Here is a 16,935-nt window from a genome sequence, read left to right as displayed (position 1 = left end):
GCAACCGGCGTTGCGCAACCGCTAAAGCTTGCCCATGCTGGGCGGTCCACAACAGACCTGCCTACAGCCTGATCGGGAATCCATGAACGAAGCGCGCAAGACACTGCCGGCAGTCTCGGTCGCCGTCGTGCGCGCAGACACCGTGCTTCTGGTCAAGCGAGCCCGGCAACCTTCGCAAGGGCTCTATGCCTTCCCGGGTGGCAAGGTCGAACCCGGCGAGACGCTGGAGGCGGCGGCAGAGCGCGAACTTCTGGAAGAAACCGGTTTACGCGCCACAAATTATCGCCCGCTTCGGGAAATCCACATCGACGGCAGGGACGACAGCCACCCGGTCGATTATCTCCTCACGGTCTTCGGCGCCGCCTATGCCGGCGGCGAGGCAGTGGCCAGCGACGACGCCGAGACGGCCGCGTTCTATACGCTCAGTGAGATGGCGGCACTGCCGCTCGCAGGTTCGGTGTTCGCGGTGGCCGAAGACTTGTTGAATCCCGGCGGAGACGCCGGGCCGCAGTCCTGAAAATCGCCTTGCAGGCGACAAATTGTTTCGCCACAAAGACTTATGCTATTTCGCCAAGAGCGCTTATGAACCGTCCGTCCCTGCTCCTCGTCCTATGTCTTGCCGTCAGCACGGCCGTTTCGATACGGCCTGCGCTCAGCGCCGAGTCGCCGTTCGAGCCGGGGCTGATGCGATTGGCGGAGGTTCTGGGGTCGCTGCATTTCCTGCGCAATCTCTGCGGCGAGAAGGGGGACCAGTGGCGTGCCGAGATGACAAAACTGCTCGATTCGGAAAATCCGGACGCCGAGCGGCGCGCCCGCTTCATCGCCAGCTTCAATCGCGGCTACCGCTCGTTCGGCGGCACCTATACGCGGTGCACGCCCTCGGCGACCGAAGCCATCAGCCGCTACATGAAGGAAGGCGAGACGCTGTCGCGCGACATCGCCTCGCGTTACGGCAACTAGGCACTCGCTCATCAACAACTATCTGGGCCATTGCTGGCGACGACTGATGCATTCGGCTTGTGCCAGGCGATATCTTGGTGCAATCCTCATGTTGCACTTCTGCAACAGTATTAACGAAACCTTACCGCGCGAAAGCGGAATTAACTCAAACTGAAGGTTTTCGCCCCGCAGGCCGCCCCAATCGGCTAAGTTTGACTCGAGCTGAACGCAGCTTCGCACAAGGCAATTGGGCTTTGTAAAAGACGATCAAAAAAATGTCGTATTTACAAATACTTAATTGACCACGCGTGTGAAATGAACAGATCAGGCCTGATCCACATCGACGGATCGCTGCTTGAAAGGGTGGACATTCGCTTATGGAACATGGTGTCAACGACATCGACGCGCTGGTCAGGGAAGAAAAACGCCTGACCGCCGTGGAAAGCCACAGCGAGGCCTGGGCGGAAGGTCTCTCCGCCGGCATAGAGCCCGAGATCATTGCCGAAGCAGCGCTCGAAACCGCCTTCGGCGAGATGTTGCGTGCCAATGGCGAGACCTCGGCCCTTGCCCTGCTCGACCGTATGCGTGAAAAGGTGATTGCTGGCGCCTTCGAGCCTGAACGGCTGCGGCACTGAACCGACGTCCGGTTCTTTGACGGCAAAATGCCGCTCGGGCGTCATGCCCGGAAGCAGGGAGAGACGGGCAGTGAGTTTTTCGATGTCAGGCAAGCCGCGTGGCTTGGTCCTCTGCATCTCCTTCGCCGCTTGCTGTGCCGCGATTCCCCTGGTTGTGTGTCTCGCGAGCAGTCCCGCCTATGCGCTGAGCGAGATCAAGCGCGAAGAGCTCCCGCCAACAGTCACGCCGCCGGCGGACGACGACATGTCGCCCCCGGGGAGCACCGTGCCAATGCCCAACCCGGTCGGAACGCCGCCTCCGGCCAGCCAGCCGGCTACTCCTAAAGCCGAGCCGGACAGTCCGGCGGATGGCGGCGTGACCAGACCGCGCGTCGATCCGGACACGCCGGTACCCGAGGTTGTCTACGATCTCGGCAAGCTGCCGGAACCGGTACGGCGCATGCACGATCTGATCGTCGAGGCCTGCAAGGGCGGCGACATCGAAAAGCTGCGTCCCTTGATCGGCAAGGGCGACAGCGCCACGCAGATATCGCTGACCGACATAGACGGCGACGCCATCGCCTTCCTCAAGGGGCTCTCTGGCGACCCGGACGGCCAGGAGATCCTGGCCATCCTGGAGGAGGTGCTCGATGCCGGCTACGTCCACCTCGATGCCGGTACGCCACAAGAGCTCTATGTGTGGCCGTATTTCTTCGCCCTGCCGCTGGACAAGCTGGACGCCAAGCAGCGGGTCGAACTGTTCAAGATCGTCACCGCCGGCGATTTCGACGACATGAAGCAGTTCGGCGCCTATATTTTCTATCGTGTCGGCATCACGCCTGCCGGACAGTGGACATTCTTCGTCGCCGGGGATTGAACTCCGCCAGCTATCGACGCGGTCCCTCGTCGATTCCGGCATCCGGCCATATGCGAGCGCCCTCCTCTCGAAGAAGCGAAATGGCATCGGCTGCCACGCCGGCGTCCATCTGCAGGACGTCGGCTGCGTTGCGTAGTTCGTCCTTGTCCTGAAGCTTGTTCACCACCCATGCGACCTTGCGCTGAATGTCTGGCCCGTAAGCGGTTTGCCCCTTGCCGAGCGCCTCGATCGGGATTTCGCCATAGGCGCCAATCAACATTCCAAGATCGATAGCATCACGATATGCGGTTGCGCGGTCCAGGCATCGATCGGCATTGGCCAGCAACTTCTCGGCGAACATATCTGCGGAAACAAGGGTAGATACATTCAGATCGTTATCGAAATGGCCCTGCAGTTTGATGCGGCCCTCGCGGATAATCTCGAATCTGATCGTTTGCCCCTTCAATCGGACAACCGTCCTCAATCCATATTGGTCAATCTGGAAATCCCGAACGGCCTCAACAGGGTAGGGAAAGAACGCCTTGACGCCATGTTCAGCCGCACAGGTCCGCAGCTCGCGATAGCCGTCGGCGTCAGCACACAGGAAGTCTACATCCAGCGACCGCCGGTATTCGCCGAATTTCATGACAATCGCCGTTCCGCCACCGAACCAACACTGGTTTGCGGTCAGGAAACGGTGATCCATTAACCCGAGGGCTTCGGCAATGATCCGATGTTCAGGCTTCTTGAATTTCGTCATGATATCCGCTCGCCGTGTGTCCTGTTGATGTTCCAGCTGCGAGGTAAGGATCAGGAGAGCAAAAGGAACTTCAGACAGTGGTCAAAAGGATGCCATGACCGAACTTGTCTGCCAGAGTCTGGATAAGCAGCTTTTCACGCGTCGTAAGGCGCTTTTGATCAACAAAACGCCAATTCCGCTCGTATAGCGCAAATGCCTCCTCGGCGGGGATCGGGCGTGCAGCATCGCGGTTCCAAGCAAGCACCTGGAGTTCCGGAAACTCAGCGGGGACAACCATGGGCGCGATATCTGCGTTCATAATCCCCCTAACTTAGTGGATCGTGCTTAAAAAATCCAACGCTGGCGAAAACAGCTAACCCACCAATGCCTCGGAAAACTCCACCGCTTTGCCCTGGCTTGGCGTGACGATCTCGCCTTCCCACATGACGCGGCGGCCGCGAATGACGGTGCCGACCGGCCAGCCGGTCACTTCTCTCCCGTCATAAGGTGTCCAGCCGGCCTTCGAGCCGGCCTGCGCATTGGTGATGGTCTGGCGCCGCTTCATATCGACGATGGTGAAGTCGGCGTCGTAACCGGCGGCGATGCGGCCCTTTCTCGCCATGCCGAAGATGCGTTGCGGGCCGTGGCTGGACAGGTCGACAAAGCGCTGCAAGGTCAGCCGGCCGGCATTGACGTGGTCGAGCATGATCGGCACCAGCGTCTGCACGCCGGTCATCCCCGACGGCGAGGCCGGATAGGGCTTGGCCTTCTCGGCCAGCGTGTGCGGCGCGTGGTCGGAGCCGAGCACATCGACGATGCCTTGCGCAATGCCGTGCCAGACGCCGTCGCGATGGCGCGCTGCGCGCACCGGCGGGTTCATCTGGATCAGCGTGCCAAGCCGCGCATAGTCGTCGGCGCTCAGCGTCAAATGATGCGGCGTCGCCTCGCAGGTCGCGACATCCTTGTGCTGTTCGAGGAACAAAATCTCCTCGGCCGTCGAGATGTGAAGGACATGGATGCGGGCGCGAACGTTGCGCGCGATGCGCACCAGCCGTTCGGTGCAGCGCAAGGCGGCGATCTCGTCGCGCCATACCGGGTGCGATGAAGGATCGCCCTCGATGCGTTCACCAAGACGCTCGCGCAGCCGGAATTCGTCTTCCGAATGAAAGGCGGCGCGGCGGCGCGTGTTCCGGAGGATCGATGCCACGCCCTCGTCATCCTCGACCAGCAGATCGCCGGTGGACGAGCCCATGAAAACCTTGATCCCGGCCGCGCCCGGCAACCGCTCAAGCTCGCCGACATCCCCGGCGTTTTCGCGGGTGCCCCCGACCCAGAAGGCAAAATCGCAATGCATGCGATCAGTGCCGCGCCGAACCTTGTCGGCAAGCGCTGCCTCGCCGGTGGTCAAAGGATTGGTGTTGGGCATCTCGAACACGGCGGTGACGCCGCCAAGCACGGCCGCGCGCGAACCCGTTTCCAGGTCTTCCTTGTGCTCCAGTCCCGGCTCGCGAAAGTGCACCTGGCTATCGATGACACCCGGCAGGATATGCAGGCCGCGGCAGTCGATCGTCTCGCCGGCCGAGGCCTGGCGGAGATCGCCGATGGCAGCGATGCGCCCGTCCTTCACACCGATGTCGCGAGCCCCTTCGCCGTCATGGTTGACCACTGTGCCGCCTGTCAGGATGAGGTCGTAGATCATGGCCATGCTCTCTTGCGGGGGGAGTGCCAGCGGCTTACGTAAAGGCCGACCGTTTTGCAAGATCAGGTTGCTTTTCCGCCCATGCCCTTTGCCCAGCTCAAAGACCGCGCCCTCATTTCCGTGTCAGGCCCGGATGCCGAGCATTTTCTGCAGAACATCCTGACCACCGATCTCGACATCTTAGCTCCCGGCGAAGCCAAACCCGGTGCGCTGCTGACGCCGCAAGGCAAGATCCTGTTCGATTTCCTGATCTCGCGCGACGGTGAGAATGCATTCCGGCTCGAATGCCGGGCCGAGATATCGGACGATTTCGTACGCCGGCTGACGCTCTACAAACTGCGCGCCAAGGTCGAGATTGCCAAGGCAGATCAGGCGTTTGTCACCGTCGCGTGGGGACATGAATCAACACCCTCACAATCTGATTCAACCGCGGCCGCCGACACGCGCTTTCCGAAGGGCGCCGTCACGCGTTGCTATGGCGAAACAGATGAGCGCAGCGATGTTGCCGCGTGGCAAGCCTTCCGCATTGCCGGCGGCATTGCCGAAAGCGGCAGCGACTACCAACTCGGAGACGCCTTCCCCCATGACGTGCTGCTGGACGAAACCGGCGGCGTCGGCTTCAAGAAGGGCTGCTATGTCGGCCAGGAGGTCGTCTCGCGCATGCAGCATCGCGGCACGGCCAGGCGGCGCGTGCTGATTGCATCGGCCGACTGGCCCCTGCCCGCGCCGGGCACCGAGCTAACCGTTGCAGGTCGGCCGATTGGCACGCTCGGCTCGACCGTCGGCACGACCGGTCTGGCCATTGCCCGCATCGACCGGGTCAAGGCGGCGCTCGACGCCGGCCAGCCGATCATGGCCGGGGACGCCACCGTTTCACTCGCCATCCCGGTCTGGGCAAAATTCGCCTTCCCGCAGGAAGCCGTCAGCGCGGAGGAAGCCTGATGGCTGCCGACCGCGTCGGCGCGCCGGCACGCGCCTGGCAGCGCATGCTGTCGGGCCGCCGGCTCGACCTGCTCGACCCTTCGCCGCTCGATATCGAGATTTCAGACATTGCGCATGGGCTCGCCCGTGTTGCCCGCTGGAACGGCCAGACCAGCGGCGAACATGCCTTTTCGGTCGCCCAGCACTCGCTGCTGGTCGAGGCGCTGTTCTGCGACCTTGTGCCTGAGGCTTCGGCCGACGCCAGGCTGGCAGCCCTGCTGCACGACGCCCCCGAATATGTCATCGGCGACATGATCTCGCCGTTCAAATCGGTGATGGGCGGCAGCTACAAGGACTGTGAGTTGCGACTGCAGCGCGCCATCCATTCGCGCTTCTCGCTGCCGCCGGAACCAACTGCTGCGCTGCGCAAGGAGATCAAACGCGCCGACCAGATCGCCGCTTACTTCGAGGCAACGCTGCTCGCCGGCTTTTCGACCGCCGAGGCGACCGAGTTCTTCGGCCGTCCGCGCGGCTTCAATGCCGACCGCTTCGATTTCACGCCACGCTCGGTGACCTGGGCACAGAATGCGTTCCTGAAGCGGTTTTCCGCGATCGAGAAGTCACGGCATCAGGTTCCGGCACCCGCGGTCAGCTAGAAAACGCTAAATTAACCGGAACGGGCAACAGTGCGGTGTTCGATCACGATCCGCAGGCGCCTCATGCCCGTCGCTGATGCCAAGGATGGTTCGGCCGTCCCGGAACGGGAGGCCGAAGGCATGGATCGCTCGCGCCATATGGAAGACGAACTGCGCGAACAGAATGAACGTTTTTCGGCCGCTGTCGAGAACATGTCGCATGGCCTGTGCATGTTCGACGCCGACGAGCGGATGATCATCTGCAACGGCAACTACATCAACATCTTCTGTCTCGACGCCAAGGTGGTACGGCCGGGCATCCATTTCATCGACATCCTGCGGCACAGCGTCGATATCGGCATCGCTTCGCAAACTGCCGACGAACTCTACGCCATCCGCAAGCCCTATATCGACCAGGCGAAACCCTCGACCTACGAGGAGACGCTGTCGGACGGCCGCATCATCAACATCTCGCATCGCCCGCTGGCTCTGGGTGGCTGGGTTTCGATCTACGAAGACATCACTGTACAGCGACGCGCCGAACAGGATCTCAAGGAGCAGCACCGACGCTTCGACGCGGCGCTCGCCAACATGTCGCAAGGCCTGCTGATGTACGACGCCGACGGCAAGATGATCGTGCGCAACCGGCGTTTTCTGGAGCTCTACAATGTCACCGCGACGGACTTCCCGCTTGGAACCACGCACCGTGACGCGCTCGAACGATTGCTGGAACTCGGCATCTATACGAAGATCGACGTCGACAGCGAAGTCGCCAAAACCGAAGCCTGCCTGGCGGCAGCAAAAACGCATTCGGCCTATCGGCATCTTACCGACGGCAGGACGGTTCTGGTCACACGCCGGCCGATGAGCGGCGGCGGCTGGGTGGTGACCTTCGACGACGTCACCGAACGCCGCCGCACTGAAGAGCGCATGACGCATCTTGCCCATCACGACACGCTGACCGGATTGCCCAACCGCCAGATGTTTCGCGAACGCCTCGACCATGCGCTGGAGGACGCGTCGGCACCGCTGGCAATTTTCTCGCTCGATCTCGACCGCTTCAAGGCCATCAACGACACCTGGGGGCATCCGGCCGGCGACTGGCTGCTGAAGAGCGTGGCCGACAGGCTGCAGCGTTGCCTGCGCAGTGAAACAGACATCGTCGCCCGTTTCGGTGGCGACGAATTCGTCATCATCGAGTTCAATCTCAAAAGCATCGCCGATGCCGAGAAACTGGCAAAGCGGGTCGTCGAGGCAATCGCAAAACCGTTCCGCGACAAGAGCCGCGACATGCATGTCGGCATCAGCCTGGGCATCGCCGTCTTCCCCGACGATGGCAGCGACGCCGATACACTGCTGAAAAACGCCGATACGGCGCTCTACCGGGCGAAGAGCGAAGGGCACAACCTGTATCGCTTCTTCGAGCCCGGGATGGACGCCATGGTGCTGGCACGACGCGCACTTGAGACCGACCTCGAGGCAGCGCTGCCGCGCCAGGAATTCGATCTCGACTTCCAACCTATCATGAACATCGCCTCCAGCGAGATCGTCGGTGCGGAAGCCTTGATGCGCTGGCATTCGCCGGAGCGCGGCACGATGGCGCCGGACAAGTTCATTCCGGTCGCCGAAGAAACCGGACTGATCGTGCCGCTTGGCGAGTGGGCGCTGAGGAAGGCTTGCACCGCGGCGGCGAGCTGGCCTGCCGGCTTGCGGATCGCGGTCAATGTCTCGGCCGTGCAGCTCAAAAGTGGCGGCTTTGCCCGCAGCGTCATCTCGGCGCTGGCCTTTTCCGGTGTGCCGGCCGGCCGGCTGGAACTGGAAATCACCGAAACCGTGCTGATGGACGAGAGCGAGACCGTGCTGAAGACGCTGCGTCAGTTGCGCGAACTCGGCATCCGCATCGCGCTGGATGATTTCGGCACCGGCTATTCCTCGCTCGGTTATCTCAGGCGTTTTCCCGTCGACAAGATCAAGATCGACCGTTCGTTCATCCACGACCTGGGCAATCGCGACACCGCGGCGATCGTTCGCACCGTCATCGGGCTGGGTGCCGAGCTTGGCATCACTGTCACCGCCGAGGGCGTCGAGACCGAGGCACAGCTCGACATCCTGCGCGGCAACGGCTGTACCGAGGCGCAGGGCTATCTGATCGGCGTGCCGTCAAGGGCTGCAGATATTCAGCGCCTGCTGAAAACGACTGCCGCCTTCGGATCCGGTTAAGCCAGCGAATACCCCGGCTATTTCGGGCACAGCCAGCTTGGCAGTGACAGACGCGCGGCCATGAAACCGGCGAGGGCCTCGACCTTCGCCGGGCGCGAGCGGGCCGACGGCGTGACGAAATACAGCGCGCCCCTAGGCAAAGTCCAGTCGGTCAGGATCGCTTCCATGCGCCCATCGGCAAGATATTCGCTGGCAATGAATTCCGGCAGCTCGGCAATCGCCAATCCCGCCAACACGGTCGGAACCAGGGCGTCTGAGTTGGTCACTCGCAATGGCCCTGACGGCGTGACAACTTCTTCATCACCCGCGACATTGCTGAAATGCCAGACGTCCTGCCGCGGACGATAGGCGTAGCCAAGGCAGTGACGCGCGTCGAGGTCGCGCGGCGTGCCTGGACGGCCATGCCTGGCGAGATAGGACGGTGCAGCAACGATGAACGGGGCGATGCTGCACAGGCGCCGGGCAACCAGCGAGGAATCCGGCAACACAGCAATCCGCAGTGCTGCGTCGAACCCCTCACCGATCAGATCGACAACCGCATCACTCAGATGCATATCGATCGACACGTCGGGATAGAGCTTGAAGAAATCAGGGAGCAACGGCGCCACCCATCGCAGCCCGAACGACATTGGCACGGCGAGACGGACAAGGCCGCGCGGGCTGGCCGACAATTCGCGGGCGGCGTTCTCGGCATCTTCCGCGTCACGGTAGAGACGAGACGCACGTTCGGCGAGCCGATGACCGAATTCGGTAAGAGCCAGTCGCCGCGACGTGCGGTTGAATAGCCGCGCACCAAGCCGCTCCTCCAGTCGGCTGACGCCACGCGAGACTGTCGCCACTGACAGGCCGAGCACGCGTGCGGCGGCGGCAAAGGACCGCTCCTCCGCGACTTTGGCGAACATGGCCAACCCTTCGAAATCCGGAACTTTCGACATCACCAATTCTGCAATGATTGTTTGCAAGCATTGCTATTTCGAAATGAACCGCCTGTCCATATGTCTTTGTCACCCACAACAGGAGTGACGAAAATGACACGGAAACTCGAAGGAAAGATCGCCCTGGTTACGGGCGGCAGCAGCGGCATCGGCCTTGGCATCGCCAAGCGCTTCGCTGCCGAAGACGCGCATGTCTACATCACCGGACGGCGTCAGGCCGAGATCGACAAGGCCGTCGCGGCGATCGGAAAGGACGCCACCGGAATCCAGGCGGATTCGACCAGTTCTGCCGATCTCGACCGGCTCTATGCCCAAGTGAAAGCGCAACGCGGCCGTATCGATGTGCTCTCGGTCAATGCCGGCGGCGGCTCGATGCTGCCACTCGGGCAGATCAGCGAACAGCATTATGATGAAACATTCGACCGCAACGTCAAAGCCGTGCTGTTCACGGTGCAGAAGGCGCTCGCGCTGCTGACCGATGGGGCTTCGGTGATCCTGACCGGTTCGACAGCCGGCTCGACCGGCGCGGCGGCGTTCAGCGTTTACGGCGCGTCCAAAGCGGCGCTGCGCAACTTTGCCCGCAGCTGGATTCTCGACCTGAAGGAGCGCCAAATCCGCGTCAACATCCTCAGTCCCGGTCCGACCCGTACAACGGGCCTCGCCGAGCTTGCCGGACCTGAAGCCCAAAACCAGAAAGGCTTGCTTGACTTCCTTGCTACTCAGGTGCCGATGGGCCGGCTCGGAGATCCCGATGAGATCGGCAAGGCGGCGGTATTCCTGGCCTCGGACGATTCCAGCTTTGTTACCGGTGCCGAACTGTTCGTCGACGGCGGGATTGCCCAAGTCTAGCCGCTCATGCTGGTCGCGTCCTCAAGTGGGCGCGACCGGTTTGCCGACTGCGCAGCATCAACGCAGCGTCTCGATATATTTGCCGTGGAAGCTGACATAGCCCGGCTCGACCACCTTCAAATGCCGCTCGATCAGCGCGTGAAACTGCGGCAGTTGATGAAACGGCACGCCGGGATAGGCGTGATGCTCGGCATGGAACGGCATGTTCCACGCCAGCTTGCGGACCAGCCAGTTGGTCAGCGTGGTCCTGGTGTTCTCCAGCATGTTGGCGACGAACGGACAACGGCCGTGCTCGGCTAAGAGATAGAGGCGCAGAAACGGCTGTCCCAACAGCGCGGGCAGGATCCAGACATAGAGAAGCACGGTGAGCCGAAAATAAACGGCCAGCAGAATGACCACGGCATAAAAGGCAATCATGGCGCGCGCCTCGATGCGCACCTTGTCATAGCCTTTTGGCGGAACGTAGCTTTCCCGGCCTCGGTCCATCGCATTGCTGAAGAGTGTCTTGAGGTGCCCCCACCACAACGGGATACCAGAGACATGGACGAGATATTGCTGCCATGTCTCCGGTTTGGGGAAGGCCAGCTCCGGGTCGTTCTGCGGGTCCTGCGTATATCGATGGTGGGCGAAGTGGAAGTAGCGAAACCAGTCCGCCGGCAGTGCGATCGCCAGGCTGCACACCCGTGCCACGGCATCGTTCAGCCATTGCGTCTCAAAAGCCGTGCGGTGGACCGTTTCGTGCAGCAGCGTGAACAGGAACACGATGAGGATACCTTGCGGCAGCATCAGCAGCGGCCAGAACGGCACCTTGGCGGCGATCAGCGATCCGATGATCACGATCGCACCCCAATGAGCGGCAAGCTGAACGAGGCCCGCGACGTCCGACTTGGCGGTCAGGCGGTTGCGCTCTTCCTGCGTCAACGATGAAATTACGTCGCGATGATCCACGGGCTTCGATCCAGGTTGGGATTTGATGAACCCACTGTAGCCAATGAAAAACCTTTCCAAAAACGACGATTTCTGCAATTTTGATAAGCTAAGCTTATCTATTTGATGATCATGGTCACACTTCCATCTCTCAAAGGACTGCAGGCCTTCGAAGCCGCGGCGCGTGCAGGCAGCTTTGCCGCGGCGGCGGAAGAGCTTTCGGTGTCGGCCGCTGCCGTCAGCCAGCTCATCCGCGCCGTCGAGGAGCAGATGGGCCGCAAGCTGTTCCACCGCGTCAACCGACGCGTCGTCCTCACCGAGGCCGGCGTCGAGATGCTGCCGAGGCTGACCATGGCCTTCCAGGAAATCGGCAGCGTCTCGCGCGACCTTGGCGGCGATGCCTTCCGCCCGCGCCTGGTGGTATCGGTACCGCCATCCATGGCCATGGGTTGGCTTTCGCAGCGTCTCGCCGGTTTTGTCGCAAGCCATGGCGCCGTCGACATATCGCTCAGAGGCGACGACGACCCGGTACCGTTCGACCGTGAGTTGATCGACATCAGGCTCACTTATGGCCCGCATTATCGCGAGCACCCGACGCAGGATATCGTCCAGGACGCAGTCTATCCCGTGTGTGCGCCCGGGCTGGCGGACACGATCAAACCCGAAGGCCTCGCCAGCCTGCCGCTCATCCATACCGGCTGGGGGCCGACTGGTGCGTCCTTTCCGTCCTGGCACAACTGGTTCGAGGCGGCCGGCATCGAGCCCGGCCGGGCAGCGCAGCGCGGCCTCTCGGCCAACTCATCGCGCGCAGCACTCGACCTTGCCATTTCGGGATTGGGCGTGGCGCTGGCGCAAGGGATCTACTGTGCCGCGGCGCTGGAAGACGGCCGGCTTGTCAGGCCCCTCCCCCGGGCGCTGGAGCTGCGCCAGCCCTATTGCCTGACGATCCCGGAGCGCAGCGCGAGGCGCGATGTCGTGGCGGCGTTCCGCCAGTGGCTCATCGACGAGTGCCGGCGCGCAGTAAACTCGCCGGCACTGCGTTGACCTGACAGGTGGCGGTGGTCAGAGGTGACCGCTCAATGCCTCCGCCATGTCCTTGTTTGTCGCCACGGGAACGATCTCGAATTCCACCAGATCCGCCCATTCGATGACCCAGCGCTGCAGCAGCGTGACGTCATCGGCCTCCACCAGCAGGAAGCAGCGGCTCATGTCCGCCGCGATCCAGCTGTGGTGCACGAGAAGCTCGTCCGGCTTCAGGCGGCCCCGGTCGCGAAAGCGGCGGTAGATCTCCTTGCGATCGCAGCCGGTAAAATCCTCGATCACGATGAACAGCATCTTTCCTCCCGATCAAATTACCGCCCCGGCCGGTCCAGCCGCTCCAGGAACCACTGCGTCAGCCGCACCCAGACCTCGTCCTTCTCGCCGGAATCCTCCCAGCCATGGTCGAGATTGGGATTGTCATTCACCTCGATGACGAAGACGCCATCCTTGGTCTCCTTGAGGTCGACGCCATAGAGCCCGTCACCGATGCAGCGCGCCGCCTTCACTGCCGTCTCGACGACATGCGCCGGCGTTTCCTTCAGTGTGAAGGTTTTGATGCCGCCCTGGTCGGGCTTGCCGTTGGCCTTGTGGTTGACGATCTGCCAGTGCTTCTTGGCCATCAGATAGTGCACGGCAAACAAAGGCTGGCCGCCGAGCACGCCGACGCGCCAGTCATACTCGGTCGGAATGAATTTCTGCGCGATCAGAAGGTCGGAATCCTCCAGCCATTCGGTGGCGAGCGTCTTCAGTTCCTCGAAATTGGCGCATTTCTTGACGCCGCGCGAGAACGACGAATCCGGGATCTTCAGCACCAGCGGAAAGCCCAGTGTCTGCGCCGCCAGTTCGAGATCCGAGGTGCCGGCGATCATCACCGTCGGCGGCACCGGGACCTTGTTGTAGGCCATCAGCTCGTTGAGATAGACCTTGTTGGTGCAGCGGATCATCGACAGCGGATCGTCGATGACCGGCATGCCTTCCTGCTGGGCACGGCGGGCGAAACGATAGGTGTGGTTGGAGATCGAGGTCGTCTCGCGGATGAACAGCGCGTCGTAATTGGCGAGCTTGGCCAGGTCCCGCTTGGTGATCGGCTCGATTTCGACGCCCATCTTCTCGGCGATCTTGGCCCAATAGCGCAGCGACGAGATCTCCGAGGGCGGCAATTCCTCATGCGGGTCGACCAGCGTGGCGAAGGTGTAGCGCGCCGGCGTGCGGCCCTTGGTGTCGCGCCACTCGCGGTTGGTGTAGGTCTCCAGGCACTGGATGAAGCTTTTTTCCTCGTCCTCGGTCATGCGCGCCAACGGATGGAAACCGATCTTGCGGATCGAGGCCCATTCGGCGCTGTCCTTGATGTGGACTTCGAGCGCCGGTGCGCGGAACCAGTCGAACAACAGCTTGGCGAAACGGTCCCAGATTTTCGACGGCCCGATGCCGAAGAAGATGCAGACCTTTTGCGGAAAGGCGCCGCCAAGATCCTTGCGGCATTTGTTGAGCGCCAGTTCCAGCTCCGGCAGCGCGTGCTCATAGAGCTTGCGCTCCGACAGGTCGATCATCGTCTCGACGGTCGGGATCACCTTGTGGCCGCGCGAGCTTGCCAGCAGCGAGGCATAGTAGCCGCGGCTCTGGTAGGCGTAATTGTTCGACAGGTTGATGACCTTCGGCCGCTGGCCGCGAAACAGCGACGGATGCGCGAGATAGTCGCGATTGGTGATGATCTTGTGTGGTGTCGCCACCTGGTCGAGATCGCTCTGCCTGCCTGTAAGAATAACCCAGGTCATTGTTATCAGCGCTTTCCCAGAGTGATGGCGGCACGCAGTCCGTCGCGGCCAAACTGCGCCATGTTCATGAAGAAGCCGTAAGGCACGGGAATGTTGGCGGCATCAAGGATGGTCTCCTGCCTTTCGTCCTCGACCCAGGGGTCATGGATCAGGATATGATCGCCGTCATCGCCGATCGCCAGCACCCAGTGCGGCACCTTCTTGCCGAACATCAGGAAGCCGCTGATCAGCACCAGCACCAGTTTTCCCTCAGCGATCGCAGCCCTGATATCATCGATGGTGAACGGACGGTAATTCACCGGGATGCCGTAAAGTTCCGCGCGCCGGCGAAAGTCGACCTGGGCGAGTTCCATCACCCGGCGCTTGTCCTCGCTGCGCACCGATTGGAGGAACAGCGCGCCGTAGAAGGAAACGTATATCTCCGCCGCAAGCCCGCTCTCGTGCCCCGAGACAGCGAGGCCGAACGGCTCGCAACCACCGGGACCCGACATCATGAAAACGGTCGTCGCTTCACGCCACAGGCGGATTTCCATGACCGGATCCGGCACGAAGCCGCGATCGAAATTGGCCATCGCCATCATCAGGCAGCACGGGCCGCAGGTGAATTCGCAGGTCTGCTGGTAGAACGGCACCTTGGTGGCGATCGGAATGTCGCCGCGCAAGGTCTTTTCGTAGCGAAGTGCTGTCCCGCCATCCTCATAGTAGCCGGGTTCACGGCCGATCTTGCGATAGCCGGCCTGTTCGTAGATGCGGATCGCGCGGCTGTTGTCCTCTCGCACCTCAAGACGCAGCATCATGCGGTCGTGCTCGAAGGCGGCGTCTTCGGCGGATCCGAGCAGCGTGCGGCCAACACCCAGTCCACCGAAAAACGGACCGGTCGCAATCGAGTAGAGGCGCGCCACGCCGCTGCCCTTGCGAAACAGCACGATCGCATAGCCGGCCACGCGGCCATCGACTTCGGCGACCAGCGTCTCCGCGGTTTCACGCTCGATGAACAGGCGGAAGGAGCGGCGGGAAATACGGTCGCTCGAGAATACAGCTTTCTCGATGGCGGCGAGATCATCGACGTCAGACGCGCGGGCCGTTCGGATCTCGGCAGGCATGCGGCTTGAGAAAACCTCGATTGGTGGTGGGAAATGCCCTACTGAAAAACGTTCAGGACATCAGTTGAAATACTAATGGCCACAAAGCGCTATCGCACCTTGAATAGGGCCGAATTGTGACAGATTCGGCAGCAGCCCGGCGATGCAAACGCTTTGAACAGGATCGCTATTACAGACTGGCGTCACCACCAAAAACAGCACCTTTCAACTGGCCAGGCCTGCCAGAAGCTGGCCATAGGCGCTCTTTGCCACGACAGCCAGTTGCTCGCGCGGCAGCGAGCCTACGACGGCACAGCCATAGCCCTTGTCCAGCCAGTAGACGGCCCGGGGACCGTCCTGCGCCGATGCATAGGTTCCCTTGGCATTCTCCGCCGATTCCACTGTGACGAACAGCGATATGCGCTCGCCCTTGTCGTCCTCGTACAGCAGCATCGCGGCCTTGCTCTCGCCGGCCGGAAGCAACCGGCCGCCGACCAGCTGGAAACCGTTCGCGGTCAGGTCCGGCGCCACCAGCTTCAGCCCTACCCGGTTGGACAGCCAGGTCTGCAGATGATCCTTGTCGCTGGCCAGCACTTCGACCGCATGCCGCTTTTCGGCGGCATAGATGACATGGGCCGCGATTGCCTGCTCGGCCAGCCGATCTTCCGCAGGGTCCTCCTGCCCGATGCCGTCGACGCCGGCAAGGTAGCCACCAAGCCCGCCGGCGACCAGAAGCACGGCAGCAGCAGCGGCAAGCCACCAGCGTGAGCGTGGCACGGCTGCCTTGACCGGCGCCTCGCCGAGCACAACCTTGCGCAGCCGCGCCGGGACGGCTTCATCCAGCACGCCGGCGAAGGCCGCCCGCAAGGCCGTCCGGTCGGCGGTGAAGCGGGCGCTCTTGGCTTTCATCTCGGGATTGGCGTCGAGCCAGGCATCGTAAGCGGCGCGCTCGTCGCTGGGCAGCTCGCCATCGAGCGCCATGTGGATGTCACGTTCGGAAAAGTCTCGGCGGATCATTTCTCGACGATCCTTATCGCGCGGCGACGCGCCGTGTCGTCCAGCAACCCGCGCAATTCCTCACGCCCGCGCGCGATGCGCGACATCAGCGTGCCGGCAGGCACGCCCAGAATGTTGGCTGCTTCGGCATAGGAAAAACCTTCGATGGCAACCATGACAAGGGCTGCGCGACGGTCGGGGCTGATCGCCTGCAATGCGTCGATGATCTCGCGCGAGGCAATGCTCTCCACCTGCTCGGCCGGCTGGGCAACGGCCTCGCCCGCCTCCAGCGGCAGCATCGCCGCCTCGCCTCGACGGTTCACCTTGCGCATCTGATCGATGAACAAATGATGCATGATCGTAAACAGCCACCTCCGGGGGCTTTCTCCTGTCTGCCAATTGTCGAGCCGCACAAGCGCCCGCTCGAGGCAATCCTGGACGAGATCGTCGGCAGCGTCGCGATCGCGCAAAAGCGAGCGTGCGTAGCGGCGCAGGCGCGGTATTTCGCCAAGGATTGCTGCCTTCTTTTCGTCCATGACCGCTGGTTTCGAGGTCGCCCTTGTTGATCCTGATTGAACGCGCCTTCCGGGCGCGGCGCAAGCGGCCAGCGCGAAGCGGTCTCCCGCCCCGGTCACCCAAGCAATGAGATAACGATGGAGGGTGCCGATTTATTCCCGGCTATCGATCGTCGAAACTCCGGCTTACGT

At 62.1% G+C, this 16,935-nt stretch carries 19 protein-coding genes; 9 read left to right on the top strand and 10 right to left on the bottom strand.

Features of this window, described 5'->3' with window-relative positions; translation table 11 throughout:
• Nucleotides 1-82 precede the first annotated feature (82 nt).
• The 4 genes from FCU66_RS20515 (at nt 83) to FCU66_RS20500 (ending at nt 2,430) form a co-directional block, all read left to right on the top strand.
• Nucleotides 83-517: an NUDIX hydrolase gene (locus FCU66_RS20515; RefSeq protein ID WP_136621209.1), complete on the top strand. Its 435-nt coding sequence runs from the start codon at nt 83-85 to the stop codon at nt 515-517.
• A 65-nt stretch (nt 518-582) separates the two neighbouring features.
• Complete coding sequence (locus FCU66_RS20510; protein WP_136621210.1) at nt 583-960, top strand: TIGR02301 family protein; 378 nt, start codon at nt 583-585, stop codon at nt 958-960.
• A 356-nt stretch (nt 961-1,316) separates the two neighbouring features.
• On the top strand, nt 1,317-1,574 hold the full coding sequence (locus FCU66_RS20505) for a hypothetical protein (protein WP_008874920.1): 258 nt from the start codon (nt 1,317-1,319) through the stop codon (nt 1,572-1,574).
• A gap of 70 nt (nt 1,575-1,644) precedes the next feature.
• Nucleotides 1,645-2,430 carry a hypothetical protein gene (locus FCU66_RS20500; protein WP_168992110.1) on the top strand — a complete coding sequence of 262 codons (786 nt, stop codon included), beginning with the start codon at nt 1,645-1,647 and terminating at the stop codon, nt 2,428-2,430.
• Between the two features lie 10 nt (nt 2,431-2,440).
• Here the strand turns inward: FCU66_RS20500 and FCU66_RS20495 are convergent, their stop codons facing one another.
• The 3 genes from FCU66_RS20495 to FCU66_RS20485 form a co-directional block, all read right to left on the bottom strand.
• Nucleotides 2,441-3,169 carry a nucleotidyl transferase AbiEii/AbiGii toxin family protein gene (locus tag FCU66_RS20495; protein WP_136621211.1) on the bottom strand — a complete coding sequence of 243 codons (729 nt, stop codon included), beginning with the start codon at nt 3,167-3,169 and terminating at the stop codon, nt 2,441-2,443.
• 70 nt (nt 3,170-3,239) lie between these two features.
• Entirely contained in the window at nt 3,240-3,467 is a 228-nt protein-coding gene (locus FCU66_RS20490) for a hypothetical protein (protein WP_136621212.1), read from the bottom strand.
• A 54-nt stretch (nt 3,468-3,521) separates the two neighbouring features.
• The gene (locus tag FCU66_RS20485; protein WP_246093969.1) at nt 3,522-4,853 is read right to left on the bottom strand and encodes a dihydroorotase; all 1,332 of its coding nucleotides are present in this window, start codon (nt 4,851-4,853) and stop codon (nt 3,522-3,524) included.
• A gap of 75 nt (nt 4,854-4,928) precedes the next feature.
• Here FCU66_RS20485 and ygfZ point away from each other — a divergent pair, with 75 nt between their 5' ends.
• The 3 genes from ygfZ (at nt 4,929) to FCU66_RS20470 (ending at nt 8,623) form a co-directional block, all read left to right on the top strand.
• Nucleotides 4,929-5,789, top strand: a complete 861-nt coding sequence (gene ygfZ, locus FCU66_RS20480) for a CAF17-like 4Fe-4S cluster assembly/insertion protein YgfZ (RefSeq protein WP_136621214.1) — start codon at nt 4,929-4,931, stop codon at nt 5,787-5,789.
• Nucleotides 5,789-6,424: an HD domain-containing protein gene (locus FCU66_RS20475; protein WP_136621215.1), complete on the top strand. Its 636-nt coding sequence runs from the start codon at nt 5,789-5,791 to the stop codon at nt 6,422-6,424. The genes ygfZ and FCU66_RS20475 overlap by 1 nt, the downstream gene beginning before the upstream one ends.
• A 63-nt stretch (nt 6,425-6,487) precedes the next feature.
• The gene (locus tag FCU66_RS20470) at nt 6,488-8,623 is read left to right on the top strand and encodes a putative bifunctional diguanylate cyclase/phosphodiesterase (RefSeq protein WP_136621216.1); all 2,136 of its coding nucleotides are present in this window, start codon (nt 6,488-6,490) and stop codon (nt 8,621-8,623) included.
• A gap of 17 nt (nt 8,624-8,640) precedes the next feature.
• Here the strand turns inward: FCU66_RS20470 and FCU66_RS20465 are convergent, their stop codons facing one another.
• Complete coding sequence (locus tag FCU66_RS20465) at nt 8,641-9,558, bottom strand: LysR family transcriptional regulator (protein WP_136621217.1); 918 nt, start codon at nt 9,556-9,558, stop codon at nt 8,641-8,643.
• 93 nt (nt 9,559-9,651) lie between these two features.
• On the opposite strand from FCU66_RS20465, the gene FCU66_RS20460 reads away from it, so the two are divergent.
• On the top strand, nt 9,652-10,407 hold the full coding sequence (locus FCU66_RS20460; protein WP_136621218.1) for an SDR family oxidoreductase: 756 nt from the start codon (nt 9,652-9,654) through the stop codon (nt 10,405-10,407).
• 57 nt (nt 10,408-10,464) lie between these two features.
• Here FCU66_RS20460 and FCU66_RS20455 read toward each other — a convergent pair whose 3' ends face one another.
• Nucleotides 10,465-11,355 carry a fatty acid desaturase family protein gene (locus tag FCU66_RS20455; protein ID WP_136621219.1) on the bottom strand — a complete coding sequence of 297 codons (891 nt, stop codon included), beginning with the start codon at nt 11,353-11,355 and terminating at the stop codon, nt 10,465-10,467.
• Nucleotides 11,356-11,466: 111 nt separating this feature from the next.
• Here FCU66_RS20455 and FCU66_RS20450 point away from each other — a divergent pair, with 111 nt between their 5' ends.
• Complete coding sequence (locus tag FCU66_RS20450; RefSeq protein ID WP_136621220.1) at nt 11,467-12,378, top strand: LysR substrate-binding domain-containing protein; 912 nt, start codon at nt 11,467-11,469, stop codon at nt 12,376-12,378.
• A gap of 18 nt (nt 12,379-12,396) precedes the next feature.
• Here the strand turns inward: FCU66_RS20450 and FCU66_RS20445 are convergent, their stop codons facing one another.
• The 5 genes from FCU66_RS20445 to FCU66_RS20425 all read right to left on the bottom strand — a co-directional run bounded on the left by FCU66_RS20445 (nt 12,397) and on the right by FCU66_RS20425 (nt 16,764).
• Nucleotides 12,397-12,669, bottom strand: a complete 273-nt coding sequence (locus FCU66_RS20445) for a DUF3303 domain-containing protein (protein WP_057143425.1) — start codon at nt 12,667-12,669, stop codon at nt 12,397-12,399.
• A gap of 17 nt (nt 12,670-12,686) precedes the next feature.
• Complete coding sequence (locus FCU66_RS20440; protein ID WP_013532574.1) at nt 12,687-14,150, bottom strand: RimK family alpha-L-glutamate ligase; 1,464 nt, start codon at nt 14,148-14,150, stop codon at nt 12,687-12,689.
• Between the two features lie 5 nt (nt 14,151-14,155).
• Entirely contained in the window at nt 14,156-15,253 is a 1,098-nt protein-coding gene (locus FCU66_RS20435; protein ID WP_136621221.1) for a peptidase C39 family protein, read from the bottom strand.
• A gap of 204 nt (nt 15,254-15,457) precedes the next feature.
• Complete coding sequence (locus FCU66_RS20430; protein WP_136621222.1) at nt 15,458-16,249, bottom strand: anti-sigma factor family protein; 792 nt, start codon at nt 16,247-16,249, stop codon at nt 15,458-15,460.
• Nucleotides 16,246-16,764 (bottom strand): RNA polymerase sigma factor, encoded by a 519-nt coding sequence (locus FCU66_RS20425; protein ID WP_013532577.1) that lies wholly within the window; start codon nt 16,762-16,764, stop codon nt 16,246-16,248. The genes FCU66_RS20430 and FCU66_RS20425 overlap by 4 nt, the downstream gene beginning before the upstream one ends.
• Nucleotides 16,765-16,935 lie beyond the last annotated feature (171 nt).

Origin of the sequence: Mesorhizobium norvegicum (assembly GCF_004919685.1) — a bacterium.
Taxonomy (GTDB): domain Bacteria; phylum Pseudomonadota; class Alphaproteobacteria; order Rhizobiales; family Rhizobiaceae; genus Mesorhizobium; species Mesorhizobium norvegicum.
Note: the sequence above shows the minus strand (reverse complement) of the source record. Positions and strands in the feature narration are given on the sequence as shown.